The following is a 17498-nucleotide window of genomic DNA, read 5'->3' as shown; positions in this document are numbered from 1 at the left end:
ACGCTTACCGGTTATTGTTCTCGTCAAATTGCTTAATCTTGTTATACAGGGTTTTCCTGTCTACATTCAACAGTCTCGCGGCTTTACTCTTATTAAAATTCACTTCTTTCAGTGCCTTCAATATGGTCAGATACTCCGCATCAGCAGCCGCATCTTTCAGGCTATGCTCTCCCAGCGAATCTTCACGGCGCGGAAGAATTTCGCCCATTTCTGCTTTGGCATCCTTAGCAGCAGGCACTTCTTCCTCTTCAAAGTTCAGCTTGGAATAGTTGATAATTTCAAAAGGCAGCGCAGTAACCTCAATAAACTCGCCATCGGTAAGCAAAGAAGTACGCTTGATTACGTTCTTCAATTCCCGCAGGTTACCATGCCATACATATTTACGGAAAATGTCTTCCACTTCAGGTGCAAAACCTTTAATGCCCTTGTTCAGCTCTTCATTGGCCTGGGCAAGGAAATGCGTAGCAAACTGCATTACATCTTCCCTTCTGTCGCGCAGTGGTGGAATTTTGATAGAAAACTCGTTAAAGCGGTGAAACAGATCTTCTCTGAATTTACCTTTTTTAGCGGCTTCCCATAATTCTTCGTTACTGGCCACTATAATACGTACATCAAAGTCTATGTCTTTGGTGCCACCTACCCTTCTTATTTTGCGCTCCTGTACAGCACGTAACAGCGATACCTGTATATCGTAGCTGAGGTTAGCAATTTCATCCAGGAAAACGGTACCCCCGTTGGCAACTTCAAATATGCCGGTTTTCTGGTTTAATGCACCTGTAAAAGCACCTTTTTCATGGCCAAACAGTTCACTACCTGCCAACTCTTTCGACAGGGCACCACAGTCTACCGCAACAAACGGAGCTTTGGCTCTGCGGCTTTGCTGGTGAATTTCGTTAGCCAGTACCTCTTTACCGCTACCGCTTTCGCCATATATAATTACACTGTAATCCGTAGGCGCCACACGGCGTACCTGCTCCAGTATATTCTTAAACAAAGGACTTTTACCTGCCACAAAACGGTCGGAACTTAATGTTGCGGGCTTTTCTTTAGCCGGTGCACCCTGTACCTGCACTTTGTTGCCATCCAGCGTAAGTCCGTTCACATTGCCGGCAACGCCTCCGCTTTTCAACGCCTTCTCTATGGTCAGCAGAATCTCATCCGGAAACAAAGGCTTGGTAACGTAATCAAACGCACCTTTCTTCATCGCATCCACCGCTGTTTTAATATCACTGTAAGCAGTAATAATAATTACCGGCAAATCAGCGTACTCCTTACGGATAGAGGTTAACAGTTCGGCACCGGTTACATCCTCCAGCTTGTAATCACAAAGCACCAGATGCACATTGTTTCTGAACAGTACATTCAACGCTTCTTTACCGGAATTGGCCACCACCACTTCATAGTTTTTCTTCCTGAGAAATCTTTCCAGCAGGAGACACATGTCTTTATCATCGTCAACGATGAGAATCTTAGGCATAGGTATTGTTTAATGTTGTATTTGAGCAGACAGCTTTCTTAAATGGGCAACAGGTATCTGCAGCTGTTCCCTGTACTTGGTTACCGTTCTTCTTGCAATCATTATTCCATTTTTTTTCAGCGTATCGGTGATCTGTTGGTCCGTAAACGGGTCGCTCTTGTTTTCTCCGGCAATGATATCTTTAATGTTCTGCCGTATAATCCGGTTGCTTACCGTTTCCCCTTCTGTGTTATGTACCCCTTCGGTAAACAGCTCTTTCAAACTCACCATTCCAAAAGCTGTTTCGGCGTATTTATTAGCCGTGGCACGCGATACAGTAGAAATATCCATGCCGGTTACGTCTGCCACCTGTTTTAGAATCATTGGTTTAATCTGAGAAGTGTCTCCTTCTTCAAAATACGCCGCCTGCAGTTGCACTATTGCTTCCATAATTTTCAGCATTGTATTCTCCCGCTGCTGCACGGCCGAAATAAACCAGTTGGCAGCCGTGGTTTTGCTTTTGATGTATTTATTGGTTTGCCTGCGCTGCTTTTCAGATAGCTGCTCCGGTAGCGATGCCCAGCAGTTACTCAGCATCAGCCGCTCTCCGTACGCATTGTTTAAACTTACCAGAAAGCGGTCATCCTGTTTCCATACAAACACATCCGGTACAATTACCTGCTTCTTCTCTTCTTCCACATCTGTTACTATCAGCGGATGCGGGCTGAATCTCGACAGATATTGTATTACCGTCTGAAACTCCTCTTCATCCAGCTGCATCTGCTCTCTTATTCTGTCAAAACTGCCCGTGGCCAGCTGCTCATAATGAAGGCTTAACAACTCAATGGCTTTGCGGCAAACAGGATCTTTACGCTCTACCCTTTCCAATTGCCGCAGCAGCGATTCCTTTACCGAGGAAGTGCCTATACCCGGCGGCTCCAGTGTTTGTATCAGCTGCACAGCACGTTCAATAGACTCTGTTTCTATCAGTCGCTGCTCTTTAAAAGAAAACTCTTCTGCCAGGCTTTCCACATCTGTTTCCAGCATACCATAATCGTTCAGCGAATCAATAACGTAGGTAGCCAACTCTCTGGTAACCTCATCCGTTTCCAGCAATCCCAGTTGTTTCTTCAGGTCTTCCCTGAAATCAACCCGCTCTTCGAGCGGCTTGTCTACATGGGAGGTTTCGGGCAGGTAATTCTGATACTCATATTTATAGTCAGGAATATCATCATACATGTATTCTTCCACCCCTTTATAATCTGCTACTAAATCGTCTGATTCTTTATTGTCGTCCGAAGCTTCTTTTAGTTCCAGCAGCGGGTTTTCTATTAATTCATTTTCTATCCGCATCTGCAGTTCCTGCCGGTTCAGGTACAGGAAATTGAGAAACTGAATTTTCTGTGGCAACACCTTTAACTGGCCTTTCTGCTCAATTCTCTGATTTATCATAGGTAGGTCGGTTAAAAACAAAACTGCTTCCTATAACACAATCACCACTCCAAAAAAAATTAATGACTCAGTTTTTTTTTCTCCACCAGAATTGTAGCGTACAATACAAAAATGGGGATTAAATTCCACAATCCCGCGTCAAAAAAAGCAGATCGCAAACGTGCCTTGTGTTGCAAATGTTCCCCCGCCCGTGTCATAAAATGCACACCATCTGTTACCTGTGTGCAGGATGTGCCCTTGTTCCTTCCTCCCCTTGCCCCCTCAATCAGGGGGCCTGGTTACACTTCTGAGGAACACAAGCCAGCGGTAACAGCCGGAAAGCCGTGGAAGCACCCGCTTTTTCACCTGCCCTACCGCAATATTCTTAACTGTATATTATTTTAGTTTCCTGATCGGCTTAATATGGAATACATATTGTACTCTATATATCTGAACAGATTTTGATAATTAACTTTTCCTGGAATGAAAATCTATCGGATATTGGTGATAGACGATGAGGCTGATTTTACGCTGCTGCTGAAAAATTATCTCACGCGACTGGGGCACACCGTGGTTACCGCAGGCACTATTGCGGAGGGTATGAATATGGCTGACGTATTTAATCCTGAAATTATATTTCTCGATAATCATTTGCCCGATGGGCTGGGCTGGCAGCAGGTACCTCTATTAAAAGAACGGATGCCCGAAGTACAAATTAACCTGATGAGTGCTTATTATACCCATCTTGCACACCTGCAGCATTACCCCGATGTGCAGTTTATTGAAAAGCCGCTGGGGTTAAAAGCCATATCCTCATTATTAACGCCTGCATCTTAAGCAGGTAAACATATATAAAAAACAAGCCTCCTTAGGGAGGCTTATCCATATCGGAAAATACAGACAGTTACAAACTGTTTTGCTGTTGTAACGTTTTTGCATGAATCGTTTCACTGCACCAGTGTTGCCATTCTTCTTCTACTATAGCCGGGCTGTTTTCATCCATTACAAAATTATCTCCGTCCTTTTCGCGGTTCAGATAAAAAGTCTGTAGTCCTTTATCCGGGTGTAACAATACCACCAGGTAGCGGCCGGTAGTTTCGTACTCAGGTTTGCTCATATCCACTTCCGGATGAAAATAAGCATAAATTTCCCTGTCCTCTGTGCTCTTTATAGCTTTAAAAACCTTGCTTGAGTAGTTTATCATAGTCGGTGTTTTTATAAGGTATAAAGATCAAAAACACTGCCACGCAATGCCCGGCAACATACCCCGTTTACCGAAACATAATACTGAGTTGGCTTGAGGAAACGCCTCTACAACCCATATTTTGATTTGCTTTTTTTATGTTTGCAGTTTACCAGGGAATTTTTGCGCGGATGAGAATAAAAATTGCAATACTGGATTTATACAACGGACAGCCTAACGAAGGAATGCGGTGTCTGCAGCATATTGCCCGGCAATGGGCGGCGCAGCACCCGGAGCATGATATCACCCACCATGTTTTTGAAGTGCGCCATCAGGTGCAGCTTCCCGATCTGTCTTACGATATATTTATATCCAGTGGTGGCCCCGGTTCTCCCCTCGCCAGCACTGGCAGCCGGTGGGAAAAAGCATGGATTAACTGGTTGCAAAAGACAGAAGAATGGAATACAAAACCCGGCAACCGCCCCAAACCGGTGTTTTTTATCTGCCACAGCTTTCAACTTGCCTGCAAACATTATCAGGTAGGAGAAGTATGCAAAAGGCATTCAGCAGCTTTTGGCACTTTTCCGGTTCATTTAACTGAAGCCGGCAGAGAAGAGATATTGTTTAATGGCCTGCACGATCCTTTTTACGCGGTAGACAGCCGTAATTATCAGATTATTCAGCCCAGCGAACAACGCCTGCACGCTATAGGCGGTCAATTACTGGCTATTGAAAAAGAACGTCCCCATGTGCCTTACGAACGGGCTGTAATGGCTATCCGCTTTAACCCGTATTTCATAGGCACTCAGTTTCATCCCGAAGCAGATGCAGAGGGTACCAGCAAACATTTACAGCGGGAAGATAAAAAAGCAACTATTATTGAAACTTACGGAGAAGAAAAATGGCGTAGTATGATAGAAGCCTTGTCAGATCCGGAGAAGATAAAACATACACAGGAACATATTCTGCCTGCTTTTTTAAACAATGCGCTGCTGCTGTTTTAGCAGCGCATTGCACGTACTTATAATTCAAACAACAGCTGCTGCTCATGCCCTTTTACAGGCACTTGTCTTATAAAATTATCATATCCAGCTTCGTGCTCGCTGTATACACCATAGGCATCCAGACTATACCCCTGCAGGCCGTCTTTTGCTTCCAGTATATATACAACTGACATATCAGAGGGGTCAGTAACGCCTTCAAAGCGGAATACTTTAATAATTTCCAGATCTTCCGGCTGGTAAAACTTACCGGTACCGGTGGTAAAGCCTTCATCGGTATAGCGGAATTCATTGTCCATTTTTTTAATGCGCAATTTTTCCAGTACCTGGGCTACGGTGGTCATTTCATGAGGTATTTCCATATGTTTATGATTTTAAAGCATAGTAAAATAATTATACATGCTGCGTTTTAACAATCGCTCTGGCCAGGGCTTTCTCGTCTGTTAAATCCAGCCGTAAAGGTGTTATAGAGGTATATCCGTTTTCCACCGCCCAGCGGTCTGTACCTTCTTCTGCCGGCTCCAGCGGAATGGTGTTAAACCAGTACAACTTACGCCCACGTGGGTCGGTAGCGGGTACCACCTCGTTATCATACAAACGTACCGACTGGCGGGTCCACTGAATGCCGGTAGGATTGGGCGGAAAGTTTACATTAATCAGTCTCACTTCATCATCAGGCTTGCCGAGTAACAGATTCAGAGCTTCTTCTACGTATGGCTCCAGCGCATCAAAATCAGGCTCAATCTTATCTGTTACCGTACTTAATGCTATGCCCTTACAACCCAGTAACACCGCCTGCTTGGCAGCTGCCAGCGTGCCGGAGTGCCACATAGCATTACCCAGGTTGGTGCCCATATTAATACCCGAAAGCACTACATCTGTTGTAGCCCATAAGTGCATTCCCAAAGCCACACAGTCTGCCGGGGTACCATTTACCCGGTAAGCCTGCAGATTGTCAAACTTAATAGGCGATGCTTTATAGTTAAGCGGGCGCGATGCAGTAATAGCATGCCCCATAGAAGATTGCTCCACATCCGGTGCAACCACTGTCACCTCACCAAAGCGCGAGGCTACTTTAGCCAGGCAGGCTATGCCCGGGCTATATATTCCGTCGTCGTTTGTTACCAGTATTCTCATATCCACGATGCTTCTATTATCATGCCACCAAAATGTGGTACACTTTTAAGGTTATTATATATTATAGCTATCAAAACACCACCATTATGAAAACAGCAGAACTGCTCCACAATCCTAAAGCTGGAGAAGAAGAACACTCTGAAAAACAACTGGTTAAAAGCATTAAAGCTGCCGGTTTCAAGTGTAGATATTTGTCAACAAAAACCGATGAATGGAAGAATACGGATAAAGACACCGAGTTCTTTATTGTTGCCGGAGGCGATGGCACCATTCGCAAAGTGGCTAAAAGTATTTATTGTAATGAAACACCTGATTTGCCGGTGGCTATATTACCCATGGGTACTGCCAATAACATTGCACAAACCATGGGCTTAACACAGGCACCGGAAAAGATTATTGAAAGCTGGCATGATGCACGGATTAAGCAGGTAGATACGGGCACTGTTAGCGGGCATGAAAAGCCGGTGTTTTTTCTGGAAGGGTTTGGCTATGGGGTTTTTCCACGCCTGATGCATACCATGAAGAATTATGATAAAGCTTCTATGAGCACAGATGAGCGCCTGCAAAAGGCATTGGAGGAGTTGTATAGCATTGTACTCGCTACCCCGGCGCTGGAATACACTATTACTATGGATAATAAGGATTATTCCGGTAAATACATCATGGCAGAAGTAATGAATATCCGTTCCATAGGCCCCAATCTGGTAATGGCACCAGACGCCGACCCTGGCGATGGATATTTTGATGTGGTACTGGTTGCAGAACAGCAACGCGGCTTGCTGGCAGGTTATATAGCTGCATTGAAGGATGGCGCAGAACATCCGGAGTTTCCACTACATGCCATTACAGCGCAACATATTACCGTCCATGCACAGGAACTATACTTACATGCAGATGATAAGCTGATGCAGCTGGGGGAAGCGGCAACAATGACCATTGCCCCCGGTGAAAAGCAATTACGCTTTCTGGTTACACAATAGCTGTAAAACAATAGTGGGTGCCCCTGTACAGGAACACCCACTTACAAACTCTGCTATTGATACAAATATTATACGGTGGCCGGAACATCCTCCCTGTTCAGGGCCAGCACTTCGCCGGACCAGTTTCTCACCTTTTCACAAAGCGCTGCGTCTTTGTCCAGGTTTTGACCGTAGGAAGGAATCATTTGTTTCAGTTTATTCTGCCATTGGGCACTCTTCACATTTTCAGGGAAGCATTTGGTAATCAGTTCTACCATGATAGATACCGCCGTAGACGCTCCCGGAGAAGCACCCAGTAATGCAGCCATGCTACCATCTGCAGAGCTTACCATCTCGGTACCAAACTGTAATATACCGCCATGCTCTTCGTCTTTTTTAATTACCTGTACACGCTGGCCGGCAACTTCCAGTTCCCAGTCTTCCATACGCGCATCCGGTAAAAAGTCGCGCAACGCCTCCAGTCTGTCCTCAGGGCTCTGGCGCACCTGCTGAATCAGGTATTTGGTCAGTGGCAGGTTGTCCTTACCGGCAGCCAGCATGGGGCGTATATTGTTCAGCTTTATAGATAAAGGCAGATCCAGATAAGATCCGTTTTTCAGAAACTTGGTGGAGAATCCGGCATAAGGCCCAAACAACAGGGCTTTTTTGCCATTGATTAAACGGGTATCCAGGTGTGGTACTGACATGGGCGGTGCACCTACAGAAGCCTTGCCATACACTTTTACATCGTGTTTGTCAATAATCTCCGGGTTTACACATTTCAGCCATTGGCCGCTTACCGGAAATCCACCAAAGCCTTTTCCTTCCGGAATGCCCGATTTCAACAACAACGGTAATGAACCACCACCTGCACCTATAAATACAAACTTCGCTTTTACTTCTCTTTTACGGCCGGTTTCTCTGTTCTTCACCTTTACCGCCCAGCGACCATCCTCTTCTTTATCCAGATCGCGGATTTCGTGGTTCATGTACATTCCCACACCTGGCTGCTCCTGTAAATAATGAAACAGCGTACGGGTTAATGCACCAAAGTTTACGTCGGTACCAATATTCATGCGGGTAGCCGCCACCTCCTGGTTAGGATCGCGCCCCTGCATTACCAGCGGCATCCATTTTGCCAGGGTAGCATGGTCTTCAGAATATTCCATGCCTTTGAACAGATGATTACTGGTTAAAGCTTTAAAACGCTTTTCCAGGTAAGCTACATTTTCTTCGCCCCATACAAAACTCAGGTGCGGTACCTGCCGGATAAACTCCTGCGGTGCGCCCACCATGTTCTGCTGAACCAGATAAGCCCAGAACTGGCGCGACTCTTCAAAAGACGCCGCAATGCTAATGGCTTTATTGGGACTGATAGTACCATCTGCCTTTTCGGGCGTGTAGTTCAGTTCACAAAAAGCAGAATGCCCCGTTCCCGCATTGTTCCATGCATCAGAACTTTCGGCAGCTACTTCGTCCAGCCTTTCATAAATGGCAATTGTTAACTCAGGTTGCAGCTCTTTCAGCAGCACGCCCAGCGTTGCGCTCATAATGCCTGCACCAATCAAAACTATATCCGGCTCCTGATTAGAAGAATTCGTACGCTTACTCATTGATTATCATCTTCTGTTCCGGCCGCAAAATTAAGTGTAAATTAGGTGAGGTGTGCATAGAAAATGTCGATATTAGGAAAACTTTTATATACCGGCTGTACATACAAATGTTCATTATCCGCGTGGGCAGCTGATTTACAGTGTCATTTTAACACGGAACCACCTTTTCAGAACACATTTTTTCCTTCTTTCTGCATCTCTTTCCGGATACCTTTTACAATATCCTCCGGTAAAATAAGGCGGGAGTTTCTTTCCAAAGCACAAAGCGAGCTGTAACGGAGTACATTCATAATAGCAGCACCGGTGAGTTCGTACTCGTAGGCCAGTTTATCCAGCTGCACGTCTGGCGATAGCTCACAGGGAGGGGTAAAGGCGTTTTTCCACAGCCGCAGCCGTTGCTCGTAGTCGGGTTTTTGAAAGTTAACGCTCAGTTGAAAACGGCGGGCAAAAGCTTCATCAATGTTCGATTTAAAATTGGTGGCCAGTATTACCAGACCCGGAAAATCTTCAATCCGTTGTAACAGATAGCTCACTTCCTGGTTGGCGTGGCGGTCGTGCGCATCAGAAGTGTTGGTTCTTTTGCCAAAAAGTGCGTCGGCTTCGTCAAAAAACAAAATCCAGTGTTTGTTTTCAGCCATATCAAAAATGCCGGCCAGATTCTTTTCTGTTTCTCCGATGTATTTGGATACCACCATAGAAAGGTCAATCCGGTAAACATCCATCCCTACCGTTTTTCCCAGTAAAGAGGCAGTTAACGTTTTGCCGGTGCCCGGAGGACCGGAAAACAGCACCCGGAAACCCGGTTTTACTTTTCCCTCAAATCCCCAGTCGTTCAGCAAAGTGGCACCATGCTGCAACCATATCCTTATTTCATCCAGCTCATCCAGTATCTCCTCCGCCACTACCAGATCTTTCCAGTTAAGGCTGGTGGTAATTCTTTTGGCCGGAAAGCTACCGCTGTATTCCGGGCGAAAAGCCCTTCCGGTGGTAAGCAGCGCCAGATATTCAGATGAAATGGTTAATAAGCCACTCAGCCGGGGTTCGTTGGCCGGGGCAGATTGTAAACGCAATATATTATGACGGTAAAAGAAGTGCTGGTCATCAAACAACTCCATCAGCAGCACCCGTTTTGCCAGGTCGTTACCCGCGAGCAGAAAAACGGCGGTTTCACCGGTAGGCAGGTAACCGCTGTGGGCGGTTGCCTTTTGCCCGCCCAGCTCTGTATATACCCTGTCTGTAGCGGGATTTTTTAAAAACAGCATATCCAGCATTTCCGGGCGCAGATGCGGAATAAGGGCGAGCGCCAGTATAAACCGCTCCTCAAACCCCATTTGAAACTGCCGGATGGTGTTGGCATAAACAGAAACCTCCTGCAAAACATCAGGAGGCTGAATCGTGTCTATAGCAGGTTGTGTAGCATCCTGCCCAAAACTGATGGCACCGCGGGCTACCGCCACTTCGGCAAACCATTGAATTTCGTTATGGAGGGTATTGATATTAGCGGAAAGCGCTGTCATTATAAAGGCTGTTAGTTGATCCGGAAAACCTGCAGTGCTATGGAAGCAACAACAGCATCAGAACGTGTTATTACTTTCTTTTCAGTGAAACGGCGGCCGCTTTGGCCCCCATTACATCGGCTTCAGATTCCAACGATACGTCATCATTAATACCTACGCCTTTTTCCTGTATGGTGGGCTGTACCCTGCCCTGCATCTGCTGTACAACATGCCAGGCTTCGTGCGGCAGATGTTGCTCCTGCCCCGGGCCCATATGTATATCCGAACCCTGTGCGTAAGCCAATGCATTCAGCTGTGCAGGTTTATCTGAGTTATAGTGAACGCGTACATTGTCCATAGAATAGCCTGACATAGATTCCACACCACTTTTCAAACTGTCAGGCATCCCTGTTTTGTTCTCTACCCGTTGTACCGCAAACTTGCCCTGTACCGGCAACTCTTCTTCCGGTGCCTGCAACTGGGCGGTAAACTTACCCTGCACGGGCAATTCCTCTTCCGGACCGGCCTGCAATTGTGCAACAAATTTACCCTGCAAAGGCAGTTCTTCCTCCGGTGCAGCAAGCTGCGCCGTTAGCTTGCCCTGTACAGGCAACTCTTCCTCCGGAGCCACCAGCTGGGCGGTTTTATCACGGCTCATGAGTTGTGCAGCCTGCTCTTTTAATAACTGAAAGGGATTACCGGCGCTTCTGCCGGCTGTTACCGCAGTATCAGGAAGTTTCGATTGCAAAACAGCTTGTTTCATAACGGCGAGAGGTATTAACCAGGTTATTGATAATTAAATATACTATTTTTTCCCAAACCTGTGGGGATAGTATGAAAACGTAAGCATAATATTGTTGCGCTTTTAGTATTCCCATTCCACGTACAACATCTCCCCCATCCAGGGCAACCGTATGGTGCTGATGCCCCATGGCAGGGTTTGCAGCAGCAAATCGTAGCCTTTCTGCTCTACCCGCAAACTCCAGTGATCGCCCTTATAACACAGAATACCATTGCGTTGTAAAAAGCTTTGCCTGAAACCATCCACACTCGAATTCTTCATTTTCTCCCATTGCTGAAAAATGCCTGCGAAAAGTGATTCAATCATGGCTGTTTCTTCCACCGTAGGTTCTACCTGTAACGGTACCGGCTGCTCCTGCTTTAATCCGCACAGCAGCTTGCTTAAAGGCAGCAGCGGTTCTTCATGCTCCCACCTGCCATCTGCCAGGTGATGTAACAGATGCACGGCCCGTAACTGTGCTTCCTCAGTTACCCATTTACCCTTTTCGGTCATTTGCAGGCGATTGAAAAACACCGCTAAAAACGGATGCATAAGAATGATACCCGCATTCTGTACGTGTATTTTATCATAGTTTTCGCCTGCCGGCAGCAAATCCTGTAGCGGATACCCTTCCTGGGCAGTGGCAACAGCCGGCTGCTGTACAACAGGCCTGGCTACCGGCGGCCGCTGTAACAGCCGTGCAGCTATTTCACGATCTACCAGCCGCACCAGCGTAGCTGATTCAGCGGGCTCCATATCCCGTGCTATGGCCCAGGCACGGGCAATCTGTTCATATACGCGGTATACAGGCGGTGGTATATGCTTATCGGTAAAAGCAAAAAAGTGGTGAATAAAAGCAGGCGCATCTTTTACCTCAATATGTGCGGCAAAGGCCAGTAGTATAAACTCATTCAATTGCAGCTGTGGCCAGTTGCGCGTTAAACCGGTAAAATGGCGGAAAAGCCGGTGCAGTATTTCAATGGCAGGCAACACCCGGTTGTACCAGGTACTGCTATAACCCTGCAGCCATTTTTGCAGGGTGGCAGTGGAAAAATGTACCGCTGCATATTTAATTACCGCCACCGGTAATTGCTGCCAGCTTACCAGCCGCAGCCAGGCGGCAGTTTCCGTAATATCTTCCTGCACCGAATGTTGCAGATAAGCCAGCACATCATGCTGCAACCACAAAGCAGTAAAAGCAGTTACGCTTTTACCATTTACATATTCATTGGTAGCAAACCATTGGTGTATCTGCAGGCGGGCGGTGGCATGGTGACTACTTTTTTGTAACAGTGTATACAAACTATTACTGTTTTTACCCAGCACCCACCTGAACAGATATTGTATCAGCAACAATCCTTCCGCACCTTGTACCGGAAAACCCGCAGGCAAACTGTTACGGGTAAAATAATAATCCAGCAACTGTATCGCCTGCTGTAACAGCACCTGCTCATCCGGTGGCACAGCTACTACTGTACCATAATATTTACTAAGCAATACAGCAGCCCGTGTAAGGCTAAACCCTTTCCAGGTTTCTTTATAATACCCCAAACCGTTTATATAAGGCACATCACCCAGATACACAGCCATATCTGCCTGCAAAAAGGTGTTAAGCCAGTTAGCTACCAATGCATCCCTGCCTCCCTTCTGCTGCGAAAACAAAGCATAGATTCTTCTTTTGGCTGCGTAAGAATTCAATGGCGATAAAAAAAGCGCCCGCAGCCGCGTACGATCCCGCTGAAACAGCAGCAACACCATATCCGCCAGTAATCCCCGCTCTTTCTCCCTTTCCGTTACCGGAAGGCTATCTGGTAGCTTATTCCACAGCAAAAAGTAAGACAGCGCTTCTTCCACCGTAGCTACGGTATTTTCGGGCGACTGATAAAACACGGAAAACAGCGGCAGAAACTGTAACTCCTGCTCTGCAACAGATAATAATATTTTCTTTATCTCCGGCAACTGCCCTACCGTTTGCCGCCATGCCTCCTGCTGCACCGGCATATGTATGCTTCCGTATTCTTTAGAATCCATAGCAGCCAGCAAGGTTATTACGGTTTGTAAGGCTGCCTCTCCTCCGCGTATAAACAAAATGCTTAACTCCGGCAGCAAGGTATACCATGCCTGCACAGGTACGCGATATAACATTTTTAGCCCCTGCAGGTAAAAACTTCCTGCATGAAAGCGTTGGTATTCCGCTTCGGCATAGTGGCTCCAGAGCATGCGCAGCCTGCTCTTTGCCAGTTGGCCTGTGGCCATACCCGGCAGCCGGCCAGCACCGGCGGCATTATGCTCCGCCAGCTGTGCCAATGCCTGGCTGGCCGCCAGCGCTTCTCCACCCTGCGGTAGCAGCAGTATAATAGCTGCAATCAGTTCCGGCGAAAACTGGTATAAAAAACGGTTCTTTCTTTTTTCCTCCGCACCTGCCCAGGTAAACAACTGCACCGCCTGTTGCGGATATTGCTGTAGTAACTGTTGCAGCAGTGCCTCCATGCTTCCGGTTGTGTAAGCGGTAAAGCCCGGCACCGTGCCTGTTTGTAAAAACCAGGCCAGTATGTTTTTAATATACAGCGCCCCCTGCGCCTGCGCTGCTTTGTCCAATACCCATTCAGGTACGGCAGCTTCCGCCAGATCGTAATCACCGGCTTCCTCAATAACATGGGCAGCCGCCAAACGCCGTGCAGGTGCAGGCAACTCTTCTTCCAGCACCACCTTTATAAACCAGGTAAGCCGGGCCTGCTCTATATCTACACCCGCTGCATATAGTGCCTGATACAGCAAACCTATCAGCGACAAATAGGGTACGTTAAAATGTGCCGACATCTGGCGCAGGGTACTCTTGATAAATACCCGCCTGTTAAACCAGGTTTCCCGCTCTGACAATAAAAAGGAGAATATAAAAAACCACACCGCGCGTTTAAAATCTTCTGTACCCGATTTTACCAGGTTATATTGTTGCTGCTGCCGGGTAACACTTTTATGGTAAGCCAGTATAAAAAAACACTCCTCTGGCTCCAGCACCTGTATCAATGTTTTAATACTGTGTTCGCTAAACTGCCAGGCTATGCGGCGGCGCACCTGCTCCTTCTTCCCTTCCTGCATCAGCAGGGCACGTAGTTGCCTCGGCCTCTTTACCGCCAGCAGCTCTATATAATCTTCCAGTTGTTCATAGGTAGTAGCACCGGCCCACCAGGGGAAATGTCCGACCTGTAAAAAAAACAACAGTAATTGCAGATAGCCCTCTTCGGTAGTGGCAATGGTATATTGGGCAGGTAACAAACGGGCGGTGTCTCCGCCGGTTAAAGAAATATCAAAGGCTTTCCGTAACTCCTGCAGTAGCCTTTCAGGCAATTCTGCTTCCAGTTGTTCATAAGATAGGTTGCCCAGGTCCAGCGTAACCTGCGCTGCTTTCACCACCAGCCCCGGTGGTATCACCTCCTCAAAGAACTGCTTCAGCAAGCCTTCCAGCCGGTAGGTATACATTCGGCTGATGGTATTCTGCAATGCATGCGCTTTGTCGCGTGGCGATAGCTGAATATCGAATACAAGGCTTTGTATCTGATGAGCAGGCGCTGTCATAACAATCCGTAATCATGTTTATCCAGCAAAAAAGAAATCAGCCTGTCCGCATGGCCGTGGGCGATAGCTTCCCTGCCATTTTTCAAGGCTTCCCGCCAGGCACCGTGCAGTTGTTCAAACTGCTTCATAGGCCCGGCATTCAGCCACAGAAAAACAGGCTGTATATGAGCTGGCAGGTTGTAGGTAAACAAAGCTTCTGCAAACTCGCGGAACCCTTTATCCTGAAAACGGGCAGGCCATGCAGGAAACACTACCGTAACCATGGCATTATAAAACTCCTCTTTTATTACCACGCCAGGCGAGCGCTGTACGCGATAAGAAAAACGGGGATAAAAATTAGTTCTGCGCCGCCTGTATGCCTGTAACGCATAGCGCAGTTTACCCGGCAGTATGCGGCGCATATCATCGGTCATACCCTCCCAGGAATGCACTTCCGCAGGCGCATGTTCCCGGGAGCGCGCCAGAAATACATGATTGGTTTCTAACACCCGCTGCACCCATTTCCGGTTTTTAGCATCTTCTTCGTCATCAGATAAAGCAGGCTTCACACGCATGTCACGCTCCAGCTTTAACAAGGCATCAATAGCTTCTTCCCGCTCCTGCCAGGCTACCCAGTTACGCTGGCGCAGCAGCAGTTGCTCATGCTCATCATAAAACTCATACCTATATACGTTGTTACCGTGCAACGGAGCCAGCAGTATATGCTCCACCAGATGAAAGCCTTCGGCCGATACATTCCAGGCACGCAGTTTATCGGCCAGTACCCGTAAGGCCAGCACCGCGCCAGCCTGTGTACTATGCCTGCTTACCGCCTGCCACTCCTCCTGCTGCTTAGCGGGCATGGCTACTATATATTCAGTATGATAAACCGGATGTTGCAGTACACGAAAACGGCTGGTATCAATGCCCGAACGTAAAAAACTCACCGGTACCCTGTGCAGATAAAACCCGCTGTCTACCGGCATGTTTTCATCTACCCAAACAGCTATGGGCTGTTCTTCCCCGGTTTCCCAGGTGCGGTAAAAGGCAGGCTGTGGTGTATGCGGGCGCCCTGTTTCTCCTGCTCCTTTCTCCAAAACTGCCGTGGCACGGTACGTACCCCGTTGCTGCAGATACAGCAACAACCGCATGTTATACGAAAAACCGTACGATACCTCATCCACACCCCAGTCCAGGTAATTTTCTGCACGTATACGGTAGTTATTAATTACGCGTGCGTGCTGTAGCAGCTGTGCTTTCCAGCGTATTTCTGTATCTGTACGTTCTGTTTTGCCACGGCCACCATAATACTGATTATACAGCATTACCGGATAAGGGTCAGGCACTATGTTAAACCGGCTGAGCATATGCTCAAGACTTCTCTTTTTACGCTTCCGGTATACATCATCCGTTTCCGCTATACGGCGCAGTGTGGCGGCATAGGCGTTATCTGCATCCGCTACAAACTGCTCCCAGCTTTGTTTATCGTTATCTGTATAGGCTTTAATAATATCCGATACACCCGGCACCTGATACAACGGCTGATGGAAATAGGTTCGTTCCTGTGTTGTTTCGTACGAATACAATTCGCTCAGGTGCGATAGCTGTGAGAGATAGCCCGCTATCGTTTGCTCAAACAACATCAGGTACGCTTTCAGCTGCTTTACCCGCGCCTTCTGCTCCGGCGCATCATGCTCCTGCACCTGCTCATGTCCCAGCCGGTAAATAGCCGGAAAATAATGCTGTAACGAGGTATAAGCTTCTGTATTACGCCACTCCCCCTGCCAGGCCTCGTTTGTTTTTTTATCGTGCATATCGGCCACAAACTGCCGTTGCATGCCTTCGCGCAAACGCATCAGCAGGCTTTCAAATACCGGCCCGTTTACCGCCAGCGGCTGCTCATCGTAATACAGCTTTATATCCGGCTCGTGCGGTTTAAATACCAATAAGGGATAATGATACTTCTGTAACTGTAACGGATAAATAATGTAATTACCATCAGGCCCCGCCACCTCTAACCGGCGTATATGCAATACATCCTCCATACCCGAAATAGCTTTAATCAGCTCTGCCGGGTCGGCCGTGGTTCGCATACGCCGCAGTTCGCTCTCCGGCACAATGCCATGATCCAGTAACGGACCGGCGTATATCTCTTCCACGGTATACCCTGCGGACTGCATTTCTTTTTCGGTGCTGAACAACACCGGGGGGTTCAGTGCGTTCTCAAGCCGGTAATAAATCTGCGCCAGTGTATCTTCGGGAATGGCTTTTTTATTCAGCATAATCTCCGCACAAACCGTAATACGCTCCGGCTGCATTACAATAAACTCTTCAAACTCCTCGCCTATATTTCTGGCTTCTGCCAGTAATGCTTTTACCCGTTCAATAATCTGTTGCGATTCTGCAAACTTCTCCTCCACCCTTCCCCCACCGCGCTGCCATTTATCGTACAACTGAACAATAACGCGGTAGCGGCCACGGGCAAAATGTTTGGTATAGGGAGAAACAATCGGTTCAAACCAGATATTGTCTACCTCATTCACCTGGTCTATTATCCAGCGCCGGTAATCCGATACCGATACCGGCTCGGTAACCAGTATTTTTTCGCGGGTAATAAAGGAATTGGTGGTGTAATTAATGCCATCCTTTTCCGTTGTCAGCAAATCTGCCACAGGCATACTGGTGCGATAGGCAAGATCTGTTAAGGCAAAACACAGCATCTCCAGTATCGTAACACCAGGGTCGTGCAGGTTATAATCCGTCCAGCTATTGCCGCTGTACTGCTGCACCAGCTCCACCGCTCTTTTGCGCAGCCAGGCAAAGTCCAGTGCGGTATCATCGCCGTAATCTTTATCAATGGTAGGTGGCAGTCGTGTATTCATAACA

13 protein-coding genes are annotated in these 17498 nt (G+C 47.4%); 3 read left to right on the top strand and 10 right to left on the bottom strand.

Annotated elements, in window-relative coordinates:
- Positions 1 to 4: 4 nt before the first annotated feature.
- Positions 5 to 1477 (bottom strand): sigma-54-dependent transcriptional regulator, encoded by a 1473-nt coding sequence (locus IEY13_RS13485; protein WP_188952932.1) that lies wholly within the window; start codon positions 1475 to 1477, stop codon positions 5 to 7.
- Between the two features lie 9 nt (positions 1478 to 1486).
- Positions 1487 to 2908, bottom strand: a complete 1422-nt coding sequence (gene rpoN / locus IEY13_RS13480) for an RNA polymerase factor sigma-54 (protein ID WP_188952930.1) — start codon at positions 2906 to 2908, stop codon at positions 1487 to 1489.
- 462 nt (positions 2909 to 3370) lie between these two features.
- On the opposite strand from rpoN, the gene IEY13_RS13475 reads away from it, so the two are divergent.
- On the top strand, positions 3371 to 3724 hold the full coding sequence (locus IEY13_RS13475; protein ID WP_188952928.1) for a response regulator: 354 nt from the start codon (positions 3371 to 3373) through the stop codon (positions 3722 to 3724).
- Between the two features lie 67 nt (positions 3725 to 3791).
- Here IEY13_RS13475 and IEY13_RS13470 read toward each other — a convergent pair whose 3' ends face one another.
- The gene (locus IEY13_RS13470; protein WP_188952926.1) at positions 3792 to 4091 is read right to left on the bottom strand and encodes a hypothetical protein; all 300 of its coding nucleotides are present in this window, start codon (positions 4089 to 4091) and stop codon (positions 3792 to 3794) included.
- 170 nt (positions 4092 to 4261) lie between these two features.
- Between IEY13_RS13470 and IEY13_RS13465 the strand changes: the two genes are divergently transcribed.
- The gene (locus IEY13_RS13465; protein ID WP_188952924.1) at positions 4262 to 5074 is read left to right on the top strand and encodes a type 1 glutamine amidotransferase; all 813 of its coding nucleotides are present in this window, start codon (positions 4262 to 4264) and stop codon (positions 5072 to 5074) included.
- 17 nt (positions 5075 to 5091) lie between these two features.
- On the opposite strand, the gene IEY13_RS13460 is transcribed toward IEY13_RS13465, so the two are convergent.
- Positions 5092 to 5433, bottom strand: coding sequence for a hypothetical protein (locus tag IEY13_RS13460; protein WP_188952922.1), 342 nt, complete (start codon positions 5431 to 5433; stop codon positions 5092 to 5094).
- 31 nt (positions 5434 to 5464) lie between these two features.
- A complete protein-coding gene (gene surE, locus IEY13_RS13455) occupies positions 5465 to 6208 on the bottom strand; it encodes a 5'/3'-nucleotidase SurE (RefSeq protein WP_188952920.1) in 744 nt (247 codons plus the stop codon).
- An 86-nt stretch (positions 6209 to 6294) separates the two neighbouring features.
- Here surE and IEY13_RS13450 point away from each other — a divergent pair, with 86 nt between their 5' ends.
- On the top strand, positions 6295 to 7188 hold the full coding sequence (locus IEY13_RS13450; RefSeq protein ID WP_188952918.1) for a diacylglycerol/lipid kinase family protein: 894 nt from the start codon (positions 6295 to 6297) through the stop codon (positions 7186 to 7188).
- Between the two features lie 68 nt (positions 7189 to 7256).
- Here the strand turns inward: IEY13_RS13450 and IEY13_RS13445 are convergent, their stop codons facing one another.
- The 5 genes from IEY13_RS13445 to IEY13_RS13425 all read right to left on the bottom strand — a co-directional run bounded on the left by IEY13_RS13445 (position 7257) and on the right by IEY13_RS13425 (position 17494).
- Positions 7257 to 8780, bottom strand: coding sequence for a malate:quinone oxidoreductase (locus IEY13_RS13445; protein WP_188952916.1), 1524 nt, complete (start codon positions 8778 to 8780; stop codon positions 7257 to 7259).
- 167 nt (positions 8781 to 8947) lie between these two features.
- Positions 8948 to 10297 carry an ATP-binding protein gene (locus tag IEY13_RS13440; protein ID WP_188952914.1) on the bottom strand — a complete coding sequence of 450 codons (1350 nt, stop codon included), beginning with the start codon at positions 10295 to 10297 and terminating at the stop codon, positions 8948 to 8950.
- 70 nt (positions 10298 to 10367) lie between these two features.
- Positions 10368 to 11039 (bottom strand): eCIS core domain-containing protein, encoded by a 672-nt coding sequence (locus IEY13_RS13435; protein ID WP_229687857.1) that lies wholly within the window; start codon positions 11037 to 11039, stop codon positions 10368 to 10370.
- 102 nt (positions 11040 to 11141) lie between these two features.
- Entirely contained in the window at positions 11142 to 14633 is a 3492-nt protein-coding gene (locus IEY13_RS13430) for a contractile injection system tape measure protein (RefSeq protein WP_188952912.1), read from the bottom strand.
- A complete protein-coding gene (locus IEY13_RS13425) occupies positions 14630 to 17494 on the bottom strand; it encodes a baseplate wedge protein (protein ID WP_188952910.1) in 2865 nt (954 codons plus the stop codon). The genes IEY13_RS13430 and IEY13_RS13425 overlap by 4 nt, the downstream gene beginning before the upstream one ends.
- Positions 17495 to 17498 lie beyond the last annotated feature (4 nt).

This window comes from Filimonas zeae, assembly GCF_014641615.1.
GTDB classification, from domain to species: domain Bacteria; phylum Bacteroidota; class Bacteroidia; order Chitinophagales; family Chitinophagaceae; genus Filimonas; species Filimonas zeae.
Note: the sequence above shows the minus strand (reverse complement) of the source record. Positions and strands in the feature narration are given on the sequence as shown.